At 46.4% G+C, this 17,536-nt stretch carries 19 protein-coding genes; 4 read left to right on the top strand and 15 right to left on the bottom strand.

Annotated elements, in window-relative coordinates; all coding sequences use genetic code 11:
• Positions 1-170: 170 nt before the first annotated feature.
• The gene (abhA, locus tag QRX25_RS07035; RefSeq protein WP_013352109.1) at positions 171-455 is read right to left on the bottom strand and encodes a transcriptional regulator AbhA; all 285 of its coding nucleotides are present in this window, start codon (positions 453-455) and stop codon (positions 171-173) included.
• A gap of 268 nt (positions 456-723) precedes the next feature.
• Here abhA and mreBH point away from each other — a divergent pair, with 268 nt between their 5' ends.
• The 3 genes from mreBH to QRX25_RS07020 all read left to right on the top strand — a co-directional run bounded on the left by mreBH (position 724) and on the right by QRX25_RS07020 (position 3,269).
• Complete coding sequence (mreBH, locus tag QRX25_RS07030; protein WP_029575211.1) at positions 724-1,731, top strand: cell shape-determining protein MreBH; 1,008 nt, start codon at positions 724-726, stop codon at positions 1,729-1,731.
• A gap of 70 nt (positions 1,732-1,801) precedes the next feature.
• Positions 1,802-1,936 (top strand): protein YkpC, encoded by a 135-nt coding sequence (locus QRX25_RS07025; RefSeq protein WP_016936273.1) that lies wholly within the window; start codon positions 1,802-1,804, stop codon positions 1,934-1,936.
• A gap of 100 nt (positions 1,937-2,036) precedes the next feature.
• Complete coding sequence (locus QRX25_RS07020; RefSeq protein ID WP_212101222.1) at positions 2,037-3,269, top strand: aminopeptidase; 1,233 nt, start codon at positions 2,037-2,039, stop codon at positions 3,267-3,269.
• Positions 3,270-3,299: 30 nt separating this feature from the next.
• On the opposite strand, the gene QRX25_RS07015 is transcribed toward QRX25_RS07020, so the two are convergent.
• Positions 3,300-4,208: a ketopantoate reductase family protein gene (locus QRX25_RS07015; RefSeq protein ID WP_212101219.1), complete on the bottom strand. Its 909-nt coding sequence runs from the start codon at positions 4,206-4,208 to the stop codon at positions 3,300-3,302.
• Between the two features lie 111 nt (positions 4,209-4,319).
• Positions 4,320-5,939: an ABC-F family ATP-binding cassette domain-containing protein gene (locus tag QRX25_RS07010; protein WP_045506396.1), complete on the bottom strand. Its 1,620-nt coding sequence runs from the start codon at positions 5,937-5,939 to the stop codon at positions 4,320-4,322.
• Between the two features lie 159 nt (positions 5,940-6,098).
• Between QRX25_RS07010 and QRX25_RS07005 the strand changes: the two genes are divergently transcribed.
• Positions 6,099-6,368, top strand: a complete 270-nt coding sequence (locus tag QRX25_RS07005) for a hypothetical protein (protein WP_065981360.1) — start codon at positions 6,099-6,101, stop codon at positions 6,366-6,368.
• Between the two features lie 37 nt (positions 6,369-6,405).
• Here QRX25_RS07005 and sipT read toward each other — a convergent pair whose 3' ends face one another.
• From sipT to QRX25_RS06945, 12 genes are all read right to left on the bottom strand, one after another.
• Positions 6,406-6,987: a signal peptidase I sipT gene (gene sipT, locus QRX25_RS07000; RefSeq protein ID WP_003154568.1), complete on the bottom strand. Its 582-nt coding sequence runs from the start codon at positions 6,985-6,987 to the stop codon at positions 6,406-6,408.
• Between the two features lie 130 nt (positions 6,988-7,117).
• Entirely contained in the window at positions 7,118-9,019 is a 1,902-nt protein-coding gene (locus QRX25_RS06995) for a PTS fructose transporter subunit IIABC (protein ID WP_212101216.1), read from the bottom strand.
• A 14-nt stretch (positions 9,020-9,033) separates the two neighbouring features.
• Complete coding sequence (gene pfkB, locus QRX25_RS06990; protein ID WP_065981358.1) at positions 9,034-9,945, bottom strand: 1-phosphofructokinase; 912 nt, start codon at positions 9,943-9,945, stop codon at positions 9,034-9,036.
• A complete protein-coding gene (locus QRX25_RS06985; RefSeq protein ID WP_212101213.1) occupies positions 9,942-10,697 on the bottom strand; it encodes a DeoR/GlpR family DNA-binding transcription regulator in 756 nt (251 codons plus the stop codon). The genes pfkB and QRX25_RS06985 overlap by 4 nt, the downstream gene beginning before the upstream one ends.
• A gap of 284 nt (positions 10,698-10,981) precedes the next feature.
• Positions 10,982-12,175, bottom strand: coding sequence for an ABC transporter permease (locus QRX25_RS06980; RefSeq protein ID WP_212101210.1), 1,194 nt, complete (start codon positions 12,173-12,175; stop codon positions 10,982-10,984).
• Positions 12,172-12,864, bottom strand: a complete 693-nt coding sequence (locus QRX25_RS06975) for an ABC transporter ATP-binding protein (protein WP_013352098.1) — start codon at positions 12,862-12,864, stop codon at positions 12,172-12,174. The genes QRX25_RS06980 and QRX25_RS06975 overlap by 4 nt, the downstream gene beginning before the upstream one ends.
• On the bottom strand, positions 12,865-14,001 hold the full coding sequence (locus QRX25_RS06970) for an efflux RND transporter periplasmic adaptor subunit (protein ID WP_212101207.1): 1,137 nt from the start codon (positions 13,999-14,001) through the stop codon (positions 12,865-12,867).
• A 1-nt stretch (position 14,002) separates the two neighbouring features.
• A complete protein-coding gene (gene yknW, locus QRX25_RS06965; protein ID WP_065981354.1) occupies positions 14,003-14,701 on the bottom strand; it encodes a YknW family membrane protein in 699 nt (232 codons plus the stop codon).
• Positions 14,702-15,045: 344 nt separating this feature from the next.
• Positions 15,046-15,279, bottom strand: a complete 234-nt coding sequence (gene moaD / locus QRX25_RS06960) for a molybdopterin converting factor subunit 1 (RefSeq protein WP_013352095.1) — start codon at positions 15,277-15,279, stop codon at positions 15,046-15,048.
• The gene (locus QRX25_RS06955) at positions 15,276-15,746 is read right to left on the bottom strand and encodes a molybdenum cofactor biosynthesis protein MoaE (RefSeq protein WP_007611116.1); all 471 of its coding nucleotides are present in this window, start codon (positions 15,744-15,746) and stop codon (positions 15,276-15,278) included. The genes moaD and QRX25_RS06955 overlap by 4 nt, the downstream gene beginning before the upstream one ends.
• Positions 15,747-16,268, bottom strand: coding sequence for a molybdopterin-guanine dinucleotide biosynthesis protein B (mobB, locus tag QRX25_RS06950; protein ID WP_065981353.1), 522 nt, complete (start codon positions 16,266-16,268; stop codon positions 15,747-15,749). It lies immediately after the preceding gene.
• Complete coding sequence (locus tag QRX25_RS06945) at positions 16,229-17,521, bottom strand: molybdopterin molybdotransferase MoeA (RefSeq protein WP_013352092.1); 1,293 nt, start codon at positions 17,519-17,521, stop codon at positions 16,229-16,231. The genes mobB and QRX25_RS06945 overlap by 40 nt, the downstream gene beginning before the upstream one ends.
• Between the last annotated feature and the right edge of the window lie 15 nt (positions 17,522-17,536).

The following is a 17,536-nucleotide window of genomic DNA, read 5'->3' as shown; positions in this document are numbered from 1 at the left end:
TCCCACCTGCCGCTAGCATTTCTACATATATTGTAACATTGTTGACCGCATTATTGACTAAAAAATGATAACTATTCCCAATTATTTGAGCAGGTTCGCTTTATTTTACCGGGAGTTTTTACACAATTTCATAATAAAAGGGCGGAATAATGCTCCGCCCTTTTTGCTGATTATGATTTATCTTTTAACGCTTCCTCGATTTCCTCAAGCAGCATTTTCGCTCCTTCAGGGCTTAAGATGATTTTACCGTTGCCGTACTCCTGATTATCGGGAGTAATTTCTCCGGTCATTAAACAAATGCCGTGCGGCTTGTATTTTTTCAAGACAATTTTGTCTCCGTCAACGAAAAATTCTATACTATCTTTAATAGCGATATCCAATGCTCTTCTCAATTCAATCGGCATGACAATACGCCCGAGCTCGTCTACTTTTCTTACTACACCAATTGATTTCATAGAAATCCCCTACTTCCTTTAATGTCTCTTATATGTGTCCAAGGAAAATCCTTCATAACGTAGACGAAAGTAACGGAGCAAAAGTTTCTCAGTATCCGGAAATGAATGTTTTTTACAGAAAGAAAGCCTTTTGAAATACGGAATACAGACTTTCCCTCCTTTTTTACAAAAACATTTCATTCCCGGCGGAAACCCCCAAAAATCGTGGTTTTTCTCAGAAACTTTAAATGTAGAATCAATTAAATCAGGATAGGGATTGGGTGAAAAAATGTTTCAATCAACTGAGATCGGAATCGACTTAGGAACCGCTAATATACTTGTTTACAGTAAAAATAAAGGAATTATTTTAAACGAGCCTTCTGTTGTCGCTGTAGATACAACAACGAAAGCGGTGCTTGCCATCGGAACGGATGCCAAAAACATGATTGGAAAGACGCCGGGGAAAATCGTCGCCGTACGGCCGATGAAAGACGGTGTCATTGCAGATTATGATATGACAACTGACTTATTAAAACACATTATGAAAAAAGCCGGGAAGAAAATCGGGATGACTTTCCGCAAACCGAATGTCGTCGTCTGTACGCCTTCAGGCTCAACAGCCGTTGAACGCCGCGCCATCAGTGATGCTGTTAAAAACTGCGGAGCGAAAAACGTTCACTTGATTGAAGAACCCGTAGCCGCTGCAATCGGTGCCGATCTTCCGGTTGACGAACCTGTCGCAAACGTCGTCGTGGATATCGGGGGTGGTACGACTGAAGTGGCCATCATCTCATTCGGAGGCGTCGTATCCTGCCATTCCATCAGAATCGGCGGAGACCAGCTTGATGAAGATATCGCCTCGTTCGTCAGAAAAAAATACAACCTGCTGATCGGGGAACGTACGGCGGAACAGGTGAAAATGGAAATCGGCTTTGCATTGATTGAACATGTGCCGGAAACGATGGAAATCCGCGGGCGTGACCTCGTAACCGGTCTGCCGAAGACAATCAGACTGCAGTCCAATGAAATTCAGCACGCGATGCGTGAATCGCTCCTACATATTCTTGAAGCAATCAGAGCGACGCTTGAAGATTGTCCGCCAGAGCTCAGCGGAGATATCGTTGACCGCGGCGTCGTGTTAACCGGCGGGGGCTCGCTTTTAAACGGGATGAAAGAATGGCTGACAGAAGAAATCGTCGTTCCCGTTCATTTGGCGGCAAATCCGCTTGAATCAGTGGCTATCGGCACGGGACGTTCATTAGACGTCATCGACAAGCTGCAAAAAGCGATTAAATAATAAGATTGTGCTTCTTTTTTCTCCGGCCGGCTCATATTGTGAGACTGGAGAAACATTAAGGAGGAAGCATATGCTTAGAGATGTGGGAAGACGCGTAGCGGTAGCCGTCATTTTAAGCGGAATTATTTTAGGGGGTATGAGCATTTCACTGGCCAATATGCCCCATTCTCCGGCCGGCAGCACCGTAAAACTGAATCACCCGTAAAGGCGCAGCAAAGGCTGTGTCTTTTTCGTTTGCGCTCCTTTCTTTCCTTTATGAGGCAATATTTGATATGATGAGAAAAACCGATGAGGAGGAATGAACGATGAGTTCGTTTACTGAAAAGCTAAATACATATGCTCAGCTGGCGGTAGAAGTCGGCGTTAACGTCCAAAAAGGACAGCATGTAGTAATCAATGCCTCAACCGATGTCAGGGAACTTGTCAGACTGCTGGCCAAACATTCGTATGAAAAAGGCGCCAAAAACGTCACCGTGAATTGGCAGGACGATGAACTGTCCAAATTAAAATACGAGATGGCTCCGTTTGAAGCGTTTGAAGAGTATCCTGAATGGGAAGCAAAAGGCAAAGAAGAGCTCGCGAAAAAAGGAGCTGCGTTTATTTCTGTCGTCTCATCCGACCCCGACCTGTTAAAAGGCACTGACGGCAAACGGATTGCAGCGTTCCAGAAAGCCGCCGGAAAAGCATTGCATACATACAGACAATATATTCAATCTGATAAGGTAAGCTGGACAGTGATCGGCGCGGCTTCAACAGGCTGGGCGAAAAAAGTGTTCCCGGATCAGCCGGAAGAAACAGCAGTTCAGCTTTTGTGGGAAGAAATTTTCAAAACGACCCGCGTAAATGAAGAAAACCCTGTGGAAGCCTGGAAAAAACATGATCAAAATCTTCATGAAAAAGTGGAACACCTGAATAAAAAGCATTACAGCGCCCTGCATTATCAGGCTGAAGGAACAGACTTAACCATTGAACTGCCGAAAAAGCATGTATGGGCAGGCGCGGGAAGCGTTAATGAAAGCGGGCATGAATTTATGGCCAACATGCCGACCGAAGAGGTTTTTACTCTTCCGCAGCGGGACGGGGTGAACGGCACGGTTTCCAGCACGAAACCGCTGAGCTACGGCGGCAACATTATTGATAACTTCACTCTTACCTTTGAAAACGGCCGAATTGTTGATGTGAAAGCTGAAAAAGGCGAAGAGATTTTAAAAGGCATCGTCGAAACCGATGAAGGCTCCCACTATCTGGGTGAAGTGGCCTTAGTGCCGTACGATTCCCCGATTTCAAAGTCAAATATTTTATTTTACAACACACTGTACGATGAAAACGCATCGAACCACTTGGCGATCGGCAGTGCGTATGCCTTTAATATTGAGGGCGGCAAACAAATGACACGGGAAGAGCTTGTCAAAGAAGGATTAAACGAAAGCATTACGCATGTAGATTTCATGGTCGGCTCCAAAGATATGAATATCGACGGCATTACCGCTGACGGCAAAAGAGAACCGATCTTCAGAAACGGCAACTGGGCATTTTAATAAAAAAGGAGGCGCTTGGGCCTCCTTTTTTTATTTTGCTTCATACATTTGCAAGTTGGCGAAGACGGTTTCCAAAACAGGTGTATCAACAGACAAGCCTTTCGCTTTTTCAAGCAGAAAACCGTGCAAATGATCACCTTCCGTCACCCGGCCCTTTTCCATATCTCTCAGCATCGACGATTTCATATGGTAAGACATGCTTGTCAATGTACGATAACTCTCTTCTTCCAGGTCAGGGTCTTTCGGAATGCCGGCAGCACTGAAAATGGCTCCGATTTCAGCAAAAAGACGCTTTGCCGTATTACGGCCGCCTTCTGTATCTAAAATCGGTCCGACCGGCTGTTGAAACAGTGTAGTCACTCCCGCCTGCGCGGCAATAAACATATACTTTTTCCAAATGTCCTTTTCAATATCCCGGCTGATGATGACATCCGCTTTCACACCTGCAAACGCGTTTTCGAGCTCATTCATACGGTCGGTGCGTTCTCCGTTCCATTCACCGAAAACAAAACGGTGGGCAGCGCTCGTATGTAGAATTTCCCCTTCTTCGTTAAGAGCGCTCTCAATAAAACAGAGGCCTCCCAGCACCTGGTGTTTTGAAAAAGCTTCAAACAGCTGGTTATAATGCCTGTACCCGTTTAAAAAAGGAATAATGATCGACGAATCTTTAACAAACGGTTTGACATCCCGAATGACATCATTCAACGAATACGCTTTTGAAGCGATGATAACGGCGTCAAACTCACCTTTTTCGCCTGCCATGATGAGTTTCGGCTTAATTGCAACATCACCTTTTGCACTTTTGACGGTCAACCCCGTCTCTTTTAATTGTTCAGCCCGTTTCTGACGGACAAGAAACGTAACATCATTTTCCTTTTCTGCAAGACGCGCGCCGATATATCCGCCCACTCCCCCAGCTCCGACAACTAAAAACTTCATGATGCATTCCTCCGTCTCTTTTCAATTCATATGTTCCTTTATTGTAACGGGAAGTCAGAAGATTGAAAACTTTTTTCATAAATAAAAAGCAGAGTCTCCCCTGCTTTTTTATTACGCGTATAGCTCTTCAAGCTTTTTCTGTACATCCGTGTTTTCAAGAAATTCGTCATAAGTCATTTGTTTGTCAACAATGCCTTTAGGCGTTAATTCAATGATGCGGTTGGCAATTGTTTGTACAAACTGATGGTCATGAGAAGAAAACAGCATAGCGCCTTTGAAGCTGATTAAGCCGTTGTTAAGCGCCGTGATGGATTCCAGGTCTAAGTGGTTTGTCGGTTCATCCAGAATTAAAATGTTCGCGCCGGAAAGCATCGCTTTTGAAAGCATGCAGCGCACTTTTTCTCCTCCGGAAAGAACGTTTGATTTTTTGTTGACCTCTTCCCCTGAGAACAGCATACGTCCTAAGAACCCGCGCAGAAAGCTTTCGCTTTGATCATGCGGCGAGTATTGGCGGAGCCAGTCAACAAGGTTCGCATCGCTGCCGTCGAAGTATTCGCTGTTGTCTTTAGGGAAGTACGCCTGAGAAGTGGTCACGCCCCATTTAAATGTGCCGCTGTCAGCTTCCATTTCCCCGGAAATGATTTTAAACAACGTCGTAACGGCAAGCTCGTTGCGGCCTGTAAACGCGATTTTGTCTTCTCTGTTCATAATAAAGCTGACATTATCAAGCACCTTAACGCCGTCAATCGTTTTCGTTAAGCCTTCAACCCGCAGCACGTCATTTCCGATCTCACGTTCCGGCGTGAAATTGACGTAAGGATAACGGCGTGATGATGGTTTGATATCATCAAGCGTGATTTTATCCAAGAGTTTCTTTCTTGATGTCGCCTGCTTTGATTTAGAGGCGTTGGCGCTGAATCTGGCCACGAACTCCTGAAGCTGTTTAATCTGCTCTTCTTTTTTCTTATTGGCTTCCTGAGAAAGCTTTAAAGCAAGCTGGCTGGATTCATACCAGAAATCATAGTTGCCGACATACACTTGAATTTTATTAAAATCAAGATCGGCGATGTGCGTGCACACTTTATTTAAAAAGTGACGGTCGTGGGATACGACGATGACTGTGTTTTCAAAGTTGATCAGAAACTCTTCCAGCCACTGGATCGCTTTCAGATCCAAGTGGTTCGTCGGTTCATCAAGCAAAAGAACATCCGGTTTGCCGAACAGCGCCTGTGCCAAAAGCACTTTCACCTTGTCTGAGCCGCCTAAGTCTGCCATTTTCTTCGTATGAAGGTCTTCAGAGATACCCAGACCCTTTAACAAAATAGCGGCTTCACTTTCAGCTTCCCATCCGTTTAATTCCGCAAACTCGCCTTCAAGCTCAGCGGCGCGGATGCCGTCTTCATCTGAAAAATCAGGCTTCATATAAATCGCGTCTTTTTCCTGCATGACTTCGTATAAACGTTTATGCCCCATAATGACGACTTTCAGCACTTCAAAGTCTTCATATTCAAAGTGGTTCTGCTTCAGGATGGCAAGGCGTTCGCCAGGGCTCATATGGACATCGCCTGTCTGCGGCTCCAGCTCACCGGATAAAATTTTCAAAAATGTTGATTTTCCGGCACCGTTTGCGCCTATTAATCCGTAGCAATTGCCCGGCGTAAATTTAATATTGACATCTTCAAATAACTTGCGATCCGCAAAACGCAAGCTCACATTATTTACAGCAATCATTTATAATCCTCCATCGTGTCTAACATCATTAAAAGTATACCATGAATAAAGGGGAAGAGAAATGTTTCCCTGCGAATATAGGGTTTTGAAAAGGCAAGCGCCAACCAGGAGTGCTGTGATACAATAGATATATATACATATTCATCACGGAGGAACAAGTTGAAGCTTTTAACACTCACAGAATACTGTCTTATGATTTTCTTTACCGGGGTTTTTCTGGCCGTCACAGGCTTTACGGCACGTGACATCGGCTTGTACGTCGGAATCGCCCTCATTTATACGTTCTCGCATCTTTTTTCAAAACGGATGCTTGAAAAACGCGGCAGAGAGAAGCAGCAGGTGAATCTTTTTATCAGCGTTCTGGCTATTGTCGGATCAGTGCTGGCTACGGTATTGTTCATCGCCATCGCCGCCTCGTTTGCCAAATAAAAAACGCCGGCCGTCCGAATCGGGCAGCGCGGCGTTTTTATTTTGTCTGACGCATATCATGAAACGGGAAGAACACAAACTTCGAGGTGCCGACGATCCGGTTTTCGGCAATTAAACCGAGTCCGTTCCGGCTGTCCATTGAATTCAGCCGATTGTCGCCCATGACGAAGTATTTGCCTTTCGGAACCTTTACGGGGCCGAAATCTCCCGTCAGGTTGACTCCCAGTTTTTTCGCTTCTTTTTTATTGCTCGCGAGGTACGGTTCTGCGATTTTTTTACCGTTTATATAAAGCGTGTCATTTTTCATTTCCACCGTTTCTCCCGGTTTTCCGATGAGCCGCTTTACATAATGGACTTTCGATGTATCGCCGTTAATAATGACGATGTCCCCCCGCTCGATTTCGCCGATATAATTGACGCTTTTGTTGACAAACAGCCGTTCACCGTCATGTAATGTCGGGTACATTGATGATCCTTCCACTAAGTACGGTTCAAACAGGAAATGGCGGATTAACAGCGCAAGTGCGACTGCTATAATGATAGCCTTTCCCCATTCCCAATACGTGTTGGATTTTCTTTTTACCGATTTTTCAGAAGTAGGTTTTTGTTCTTCAGTCAACGTGGTTCCTCCTAGACGATCACTGTTTCAGTTCATGTACCATCTTTACTTTATCACAACTCATCATAAAATACATAACGCTTCTATGCGTATATGATTGAAAAAAGCGCCCGTAATGGGCGCTTTTTGCTTATTTCTCTTCAACCGGCTTTTTGATGATTCCTAAGATAACAGCCGTTACGATCGCTCCGATCACGATGCTCAATAAGTAGAGCAGCGGATGATTCGTAATGAATGCAACGAATACTCCTCCGTGCGGTGCAGGAAGCGTTACCCGGAAAAATTCTGTCAGTCCGCCCGCTACCGCAGAACCGATAACGGCTGCAGGGATGACGCGAAGCGGATCAGCCGCCGCAAACGGGATGGCGCCTTCTGTAACGAAAGCGGCTCCCATGAAGTAGCACGTAATACCGGCTTCACGGTCACGTTTAGAGAATTTGTGTCTAAAGAATGTTGTCGCCAGTGCGATTCCAAGCGGCGGAACCATTCCGCCCGCCATGATGGCAGCGTGCGGCGCATAGTTTCCGGCATCGATCATCGCAATTCCGAAAGTGAACGCCGCTTTATTGAGCGGGCCGCCCATGTCGATAGCCATCATACCGCCTAAAATAATACCCATTAAGACAAGGTTGCCTGTTCCAAGGCTTTCAAGCCAATTTGTTAAGAATTTCATAAACGCTGCTACAGGTGTGTTAATGACAAACTGCATCAGGACACCCGTGATAAAAATACCAAGCAGCGGATAAATCAATACAGGTTTTAATCCGTCAAGAGATTGAGGGATAAAGACGAACAGCTTTTTCAGCAGGATCACGACATAACCGGCTAAGAATCCGGCAATCAGTCCGCCTAAGAATCCGGCATTCGCCTGCGTAGCCATAAATCCGCCGACCATACCCGGCGCAAATCCCGGACGGTCCGCAATACTCATTGCAATGAATCCGGCAAGAACTGCAACAATCAGTTTTAACGCATTGCCGTCGCCGATAAAGTTCAGCGCTGCAGCAAACGTGTTGTATGTCGGATCTTTCGGATCAGCTGAATGAATTCCCCAGAAGAATGAAATCGCAACGAGGATTCCGCCGCCGACTACAAATGGCAGCATGTTGCTGACACCGCTCATTAAGTGTTTATAGAAAGTGCTTCCGATGCTTGTGCCTGATTTCTGTTTCGGACCGTCTTCATTTGAAGCGGCAGATCCCCCGCCGCTGCCCTCGTAAATCGGCGCATCTTGATTAACGGCTTTTTCAATCAGTTCCTGAGGACGTCTGATACCGGCCGTTACAGGCACTTGAAGAACATGTTTGCCTTTAAAGCGCTCCATTTCAACCTGTTTATCAGCCGCTACGATAATCGCAGGCGCGTCTTCAATTTCCTGAGCCGTCAGCTTATGTTTAATACCGCTTGAGCCGTTTGTCTCTACTTTAATTTCGACGCCGAGCTCTTTCGCTTTTTCCTTCAGTGCGTCAGCTGCCATGAATGTATGGGCGATACCCGTCGGACATGCCGTGACGGCAAGGATTTTGCCCTTTCCTGACGGCGCTGCCTGTTCTTCCTGCTCTTCTTCCTCATCATCATCTTTGTCATGCTGATTGATGATGTCAATGATCGCGTCTTCCGATTCAGCTTCAAGAAGCTGTTTGCGGATTTCTTCACGCATGAGAAGCGTAGAAAGTCTTGATAATGCCTCAAGGTGCGTATTATTCGCTCCTTCGGTTGCCGCAATCATAAAGACCAGGTGTGCCGGCTGACCGTCTAATGATTCATAATCCACACCTTCTTTTGAACGGCCGAATGCGATGGCCGGGTTAATGACGCTCGCCGTTTTCGCGTGAGGAATGGCAATGCCTTCGCCGATTCCCGTCGAGCTTTGGCTTTCACGATTTAAAATGGCTGCTTTGTAAGCCTCTCTGTCATTTAATCTGCCGGCTTTGTCAAGCACTGTCACCATTTCATCGATAACGTTTTCTTTCTCTTTGCTTTCTATATTGAGATGAATGGTATCTCTTGTTAACAGCTCAGTTATCTTCACTTTTCTTTCCTCCTCTATAGACGTGTGACTTGAACTTCAGGAAGAAGCTGCTGTACAAACTCTTCAGTTCCGAGCTCTTCAGAAAATGCCGTCGCGCTTCCGGAAGCAACCCCTAACCGGAACGCATCTTCCAAAGGCAGCTGTTTTGAGATCCCCGCAAGGAATCCTGCGACAACGGAATCACCCGCGCCTACGGAATTGACCAGCTTTCCTTTAGGAACATTAGCAAGGAAAACCGCGTCTTTCGTAAATAAAAGCGCACCGTCGCCAGCCATCGAAACAATCGCGTGTTCAGCGCCTTGTTCAATTAATTTTTTCCCGTAAGGAACGGCAGCTTCGGCTGAATCAATGACCGTATTGAACATTTCACCAAGCTCGTGATGGTTCGGCTTCATCAAAAACGGTTTCATTTCTGTCGCTTTCATCAGCGCTTCACCGGAGATGTCCACCACAACGCGGGCATTCTGCTTTCTGCATGCTTCAGCAATTTTTTCATATGTGTTATGCGGCAGGGAAGATGGAATGCTTCCCGCTAAAACGACGATGTCTCCCTCTTTCAGATCGGAGAACTGTTCTAAAAAGGCACTGAACACTTCGTCTGAAATCGTCGGGCCCTGTCCGTTAATTTCCGTTTCATCGCCCGTTTTCAGTTTTACATTTATACGCGTGTCTTCATCCACTTCAGAAAAAGCCGTTTCCAGACCTTCTTGCTGCAAAAAAGACGTTATATAATTTCCGGTAAATCCGCCGACAAACCCCATTGCTTTTGACGGCACATGGTGTCTTTTCAGTAATCTCGAAACGTTGATGCCTTTTCCGCCGGGATACTTCGTGTCATAGCTGGAACGGTTTAAACCGCCTACGGCAAAATCTTCAACGTGAACGATATAGTCAACAGACGGATTGAGGGTTACAGTGTAAATCATGGTTTCACTACCTTTACGACAGTTTTTTCTTGGTAATTATCGAATGCAAGTTCTTCAGCTTCAGTGGTAATGACAGCGGCGTCGCCCAAGGCGGCGAACGCTGCGAAAGAAATCTCGCCGAATTTAGAAGGATCGGCTAATACATAGGCATTTTTCGCCTGGCTCAGAGCCTTTGTCTTCAGAAGAGCCTCATCCGGATCGGGAGTTGTAAATCCGGCTTCAATGTGCACGCCGTTCACACCGAGAAAGCTTTTATCAAAACGGTACTGGCTAATCGCCGTTAATGAGGCGCCGCCGATCATCGCACCTGTTCGATGTTTCACATACCCGCCGAGAAGATAAAAAGGAATCCCTTTCCTTATTAAAGCGTCGATATGCATAACTCCGTTTGTGACAACCACAATGTCCTTTGTTTGATCTATAAAATCAATCATGTGCAATGTAGTTGTTCCCGCATCAAGATAAATACAGTCACCTTCTTCTAATAAAGATGCCGCTTTTTCTGCAATCTTCAGCTTATCTTGAAGGTTTTTGGAGGATTTTTCAATCATATCGGGTTCTTGCCTGCTGTTGGAAAGTTTAGATGCCCCGCCATGAACGCGCTTTAAAAATCCGCGCTCTTCTAGTGTTGATAAATCTCTTCTGATCGTTGATTCAGAAGCGTTTGTCATGCTTACCAGCTCTTGAATCTTTACCACATCACGCTTTTCAATCTGATCAATAATCAGCTGATACCTTTCAGGAGTGAGCATATTCCGCCTCCTTTGAAAACGTATTCATTTTGGCTATAAGATTATTGTAAACGCTTTTTTTACTTCAAGCAACTAAAATCACTCAAATTCATTCAATAACTATCAAAATCTTTCACATTTGTTCATATTAACGTATGTACATAGGGTTTGTAAACTGTAAATTCGACAAAAAGGGGGACAATTGTATGACATTTTCTTTTTATCATAAATGAAAAAAGTCTATTATATTCATTCAATCATTAAAACACAGAAAAAACCCCATGCAGTCTGCATGGGGCGCTTCGCTATTCATACCGTAACGCTTCAATCGGATCTAAGCGTGATGCTTTGTTGGCTGGCAGCATGCCGAAAATGACACCGATCAGCATACTGAACAGCACGCCGATACAAACCACCTGCCAGGAAACGAGTGACGGCCAGCCTGCGATAAGGGAAACGAGTGATGCCCCCCCGTAACCGAGACCGATTCCGATTAACCCGCCGATTAAAGTAAGCACAACGGATTCAATTAAGAATTGCGTCAGAATCTGTCCTCTCGTGGCACCGAGCGATTTGCGGATGCCGATTTCTCTGGTCCGTTCCGTCACTGATACGAGCATAATATTCATGACCCCAATCCCACCGACAACGAGAGAAATACCGGCGATCGAACCGATGATCGTCGTCATGACGGTCGTGACCTGGCCGATGCCCGCCGCGATTTCTTCCATATTCATGACTTGATAAGCCTCTTTTGTTCCGTGATTGTCATTTAAGAGACGGGCCGCTTCTTTTCCTGTTGTTTTGATTTGGTCGGCTGAATCCGCCTGTATGGAAACGTTGCTGTAGTCATTTGTACCGAAAGACGTTTTCAGCATGTTGAACGGGACATACATTTCACTGAGTCCTAACGATAAAAAACCGCTCTCTTCTTTTAATACACCGATTACTTCTATAGGCTGCCCGCCGGCCCAGACGATTTTTCCGAGCGGAGATGTTTTCCCGAACAGCTTTTCAGCCATTTTTTTCGAGATGATTCCCGCTCTTTTCCCGGAAAGAAAATCATTGTCCGTAAAGGTCCGTCCGTCTTGAACGTCCAGCTTTTTTACGTCCATGTAGCCGCTGTTAATGCCATTCAGCGTAATATCCGTTTCTTCTTCGTGATAACGGGCCGTCATTGATTTTACAGCAGAAGCGACAACCCGCTTTACGCCGTCCACTCCTTTTAATCCATTAATATCTTCTTCTGTAAAACTCGCTTGCTGCAAAGCGTTCGGATTGGCTGTTAATTCTTCATCACTCGGCAGATAAAACAATTCAATCGTATTGCCCGGCCCGCTTATGGATTGCTTCAGCATTTGCTCTCCGCCCTGACCGACAGCCACCACGACGATTACTGAACCGACGCCGATAATGATGCCAAGCATCGTCAGAATCGATCTCAGCTTGTGAGCTCTTACGGAACCGAGAGCCATCCGGAGATTTTCTAACAGGCTCATTCCCCCACTCTCCTCTGCTCAGAATCGCGGGAAACGATCATGCCGTCACGGACGAAAATCACTCTGTTTGTACAGTCCGCCACTTCAGGCTCATGAGTGACAAGCACCACAGTTACACCCTCTGCATTAAGCTCCGTGAACTGCTCCATGATGGAAATGCTTGTTTTCGTATCCAGCGCGCCGGTCGGCTCATCAGCCAAAATAAGCTTCGGTTCGTTAACGATGGCTCTTGCAATCGCGACACGCTGTTTTTGGCCGCCGGAGAGCTCATTCGGCATGTGAAGCATCCGATCCGCTAAACCGACTTTTTCCAGCGCGTGCTCCGCCCGTTCCTCACGCTCTTTTTTGCCGATTCCGGCGTAGATCATGGGCAGTTCGACATTTTTTCTTGCATTCAACCGCGGCAGCAGCTGAAATTGCTGAAAGACAAATCCGATTGATTTGTTCCGGACCGCCGCAAGCTCTTTTTCCGTGCATGACGATACATCTTCGCCCGCAAGCCTGTAACTTCCTGATGTCGGTCTGTCCAGACAGCCGATGATATTCATAATTGTTGATTTTCCTGATCCCGACGGTCCCATAATTGACACATATTCTCCCTCTTCAATCGTCAGGTCGATTGAACGGAGAACATCAAACGTCTCCTTGCCGATCTGATAGCTTTTCTTCACTTTTGAAAGCTGAATCATCTATGCTTTCACATCCGTTCCGTCAGTCAAACCGTCAGCCGGATTCAGAATGACTTTATCATCCTTCGAAAGTCCCTCTTTTATCTCCGTCAGCTGCTTCGCGGTGTCGCCGACTTTGACTTTCACGCGTTTGGCCTTCCCGTCTTTTACCGTAAAGACCCAGTGCTCATCTCCGTCTTTTTTGACTGCTGAGGACGGCAGAGTGTCGGCTTTCCGTTTGTCGGTTTCAATGTTCATAATGAGTTTAAACCCCGGTTTGCCCTCCGGAAGGTTTCCGATCAGCTTGACCTGAAACGGATACTGCACGGCTTGTTCCGTATTTCCACCCGAAGCGGCGCCTGACTTTTGTTCTGGAACGAGACCGACAGCCGCCACTCTTCCCTTCCATGTTTTATTAGGAATGGCGTCAGAGGTAATCGTAACGCTTTGTCCCTTTTTCACTTTCAGCGTGTCGTATTCGGACAAATTGCCGGCAACGATCAGGTGTTCCGGGTCGCCTATATGTATTACCGGTTCTTGAATATCCGATTTTTTAGAAGCCGCTTCTTGATTTACCGAGATAACCGTTCCGTCCATTTCACTCTTGACATTGAGGTTCGCCACTTGGTTTTCAAGAGACTGCTTTTGCAGATCAGATTGCTTTAATTCGATTTCCGCCGTTTTTTGCTGAAGCTGCAGATCAGTCCGTTCGGATTCTATTTGTTTTTGGGCTTCCGCTTCTCCCACTTGTTTTGCCAGATCTTTTTCTTTACTGTTTAATGCTCTGAGTTTTTCTTCAATTTGTTCAATTTGCAGCCGTTTTGATTGTTCTGTCAACTCATTTTGTTCTTTATCAAGATTGAGCTGCTCGTTTGTATAAGTGACTAATGACGACCCTTTTTTTACCTTGTCGCCTTCTTTTACTTTCACCTTATCAAGGGTTCCTTTATCCGCTTCATAAAAAACATACTGTTCCTTGGAGAATTTAAGTGTTCCCGGCACCATGACCGCAGATGAGATTTCTCTTTTTTCCACGGTTCCGATTTCGACCTTTTCCCCGGCGCTGCCGCCCGCGGGAGCGGCAGACTTATAAATATTGATACCTATGAATACTGTAACAATTACGGCGATGCCGATTCCGATCCAAAGTTTTTTCATGTTACACACCTGCTGTCATTGAACTTAACAGTCCTCCGACTGCCGAAACCAATAGCATAATAACAAACAGGACAATCGCGGAAGTCCAAGCCGCTTTTTTCGAAATGCCGCCTGTATAGCGAAGCCCCAAAGCGAGCAGAATATAGCTCCAGATGCTGAAAATGTCGAACGCGCTTAAAAAGACCGCAACGCCGTCTCCGGCCGGTATGACACTCGCCAAAGATGTAACGGCGTACAGGGAGCCCGCTCCGGTAAAATAAGTGACAAGACCGTTAATGACTAACCCGATATTGGTAATAAATGCCGTGAAGAGGCCGAGTGAGAGCATTTTTTTGTAGGTTGTCACGCCGCCTGAAATTTTGACGCACAGCCAGTAAATGAGCGGAATGATAAAAAGACCGATAATACCCCCGAAGATTCCTCCGAAAATCGAACCGAATTTAGTGAGGGTTTTGGTCATTTCAATCTGATCATCGGTCAATCCTTCAAGAGTTGAACTGTTCAGCACTTCTTCATAATTCATCCCCAGCCCGCGCAAAATACTCCCGGCTGCGATGAGAATGATGACAATCAGGAGAGGGATGCCGATGACCGGCTTTTCTCTTAGTCTTTTAAACTGCACTACAGGACTTGTGATGACGCCGAAAACTGACGGTTTTTCCGTTATTGCCGTATTGCTTTTTTCCAGATTAGGTTCCATATTGCCGAAGCCTCCTATGTATTATTCTGTTTATACGTACGCAACAGGCTTAGAGAAGTTTCAATTTTTTTGCCGTTTGCGTATTTATGCTAAATTGTAACACAATTTCATACTTTTACGTTCCATAATTATGTAAAAAAGAATTATCATCAGACGGATATGGAGGGAGGCTCAAAACCTTGTGCGGACGCCGTTTTCAGCCTGTATATGTAAAGAAAACGACCTCAATTGTAAAATCCTTCAAATTCCATTTTAACCTTCTTAGAAATTCGGCGCTTCAGCCGGATGTTATCGGCGGCTGTGCAAAAAAAGCCGGATGGCAATAATGCCCACCCGGCTTTTTTTCATCCTCCGCTTACAGGAGGAATAAAGGCAATGGTATCGCCTTCTGTTACGGTACTGTTGTCTTTTACATATGTTTCATTGATCGCTATCATGGCATTGTCAATCGATTGAAGGCCGTACCGTTCCTTTAACAGCGCTTTTACAGCAGACGCTGCCGCCTCCTTTTCGTCAAGTTCAATGACCGGTGTTCCTGCCTGCTCCGCAAGTCCGGCAAACAAAAGTACTTTAATCATCGCGATTCTCCTTTATCCAAATCTGGTTTTCCGTTCGGATAGGGCGTCGTTTCCAGCTGATCGCCTATCCATTCTTCGCCGTCTTCCCAGATTTCTTTTTTCCATATCGGCACAATCTGTTTTATCCGTTCAATTGCATATTCATTCGCCTCATATGCCGCCTTTCTGTGCGGAGAGGACACGGCGATTACGACCGCTGCTTCTCCGATATCAAGGACGCCGACACGGTGAGTGATTGCAGCTTCGGCCCCTTCCCATTTCGCGCTGATTTCATCACCGATTTGGGAAAGCATCTGAACAGCCATCGGTTCATACGCTTCATATTCAAGACGCACCGTCCGCCGTCCGGCAGTCCACTCTCTGACCGTGCCGATAAACGTCGTGATGGCCCCGGCTTCACGCTTTTCAACTTTTTTCACGATATTTTCCGCAATAATCGGTTCCCTTGTAATTTGAAAACGTTCCATTTAAGCAGATTCCCCTTTCAGCTGCGAAAGCACAAACATAATGGCAGCCGGATCGTCCGCATGGAATACGGGCATACCTGCATCTGCCGGCATATCCTCCGTATTTCTGCTGGCAACCGCGATCACGCGCTCCAAATGCTTCAGCTTTTGCCATTCTTCGCTGTTTTTGATCATGATGATTTTCGGGTGCGGCGCATGTTTAAACCCCTCTATAAGAAGGCAGTCAACTCCCAGATATTCATACAGGCCGATCAAACCCGCCAGATCCCATTTTTTTCGCGCCGTAAGCTGCAGCACGCCGTCCCCTTCTACTGCCGTAACCGCGGCTCCGGCCTTTGATAAACGTTCTGAATCTTTTCCGTCTGAAAAAGGTTCCGGCTCCCCGCCATGTCCGTGGTGCTTTAAACATCCGATAGTGCACTCTGTCGGCGCCGCTTTCAGCACACGTTCGATAAACGTTGTTTTGCCGCTGTTTTGAAAACCTACGATCTGGACGATCGGGAAAGAATTGACCACGGCCATTCACTTCCATTCTCATCGCGGATGAGGAGCGCGTGAACCGTCATGCCCGCTTCATATCCCCTCGTTCCTCCCGGCAGAAGGATAAACGCGTTTGCTTCGGCAAGAGATGTGACAGAGCTTGATTTATCGAGACCGACCGGTGACGCCATCATCTTTCCGTCCTTATGGTAAACAAACGCCCTCACAAACCTCGTAAACGGATTCGGCTTCGGAAAGTCGTTTGTCAACACGGCTTCCGCCCAACCGGAGTGAGGTTTTTCATTCAAAAGCCACGTCTGGATCATCGGTTTTACAAACAGGGTGAAACCGACGTAACATGCGGACGGATTGCCGGAAAGGCCGAACAGCAGCATATCATCGGCCCGGGCGACAGTTGTCACGCTCCCCGGACGCATTGCCACTTTGTTAAAAAGAACTTCCGCTCCGAGCTTATCATAAATGTCAGGAAGAAAATCAAAATCGCCGACTGACACGCCGCCTGTTGTGATCAAAAAGTCGGTCTTTTTCATGGCTTCCTTCACCGCAGCATAGCTGTCATCAAAATCATCGGAAATTTTGCCTAAGTTCAGCGGTACCGCACCCGCTTCAATGATCTGGGCATACACCATGGCCGCGTTGCTGTTGCGGATTTTCCCCGGCTCAAGCGGATCGCTTACATGAAGAAGCTCGGTTCCCGTGGCGATAATGCCGACAACCGGTTTTCTGACCACGGGAACGGAAGCATAGCCGAAGGTTGCCAAAAGAGCGGTGACGCCCGGCGTGATTTTCGTTCCTTTTTTTAAAAGAGAGCTGCCCTTTTTCGCATCTTCTCCCTGATATGAAATATTATCGCCCGCATGAAAAGGGCGTTTCACTGACATGTAATCCGTGCCGTTTTCAGAAAACGTTTTTGTCAGCTCAAGCATCACTACGGCATCCGCGCCTTTTGGAATCTGCGCCCCTGTCATGATACGGACAGCTTCATACGGTCCGAGCTCTTTTTCTGACACGGCGCCGGCTCCGATGTGGTCAATTACTTCAAACGTGACGGCATTGTCACGGGAAGCCGTCTTTGAATCGCGCGCCCTGATGGCAAACCCGTCATACGGAGAACGGTCAAAAGCCGGTACATCATGGTCCGCTTTAACATCTTCCGCCAGATAGCGGTGGAGACTGTCCTCCAGCGGCACCCATTCGGTATCCCCTTGTTTTTTATAGCGGCCCACCCGGCGGACTGCTTCGTCCACCTGAATCGGCGTTCTTTTTTCAAGCATAGCAATATCTCCCCT

This window comes from Bacillus sp. L381, from assembly GCF_030284525.1.
GTDB lineage: Bacteria > Bacillota > Bacilli > Bacillales > Bacillaceae > Bacillus > Bacillus amyloliquefaciens.
The sequence above is the reverse complement of the archived record's forward strand: the minus strand, read 5'-3'. Positions and strand labels throughout refer to the sequence as shown.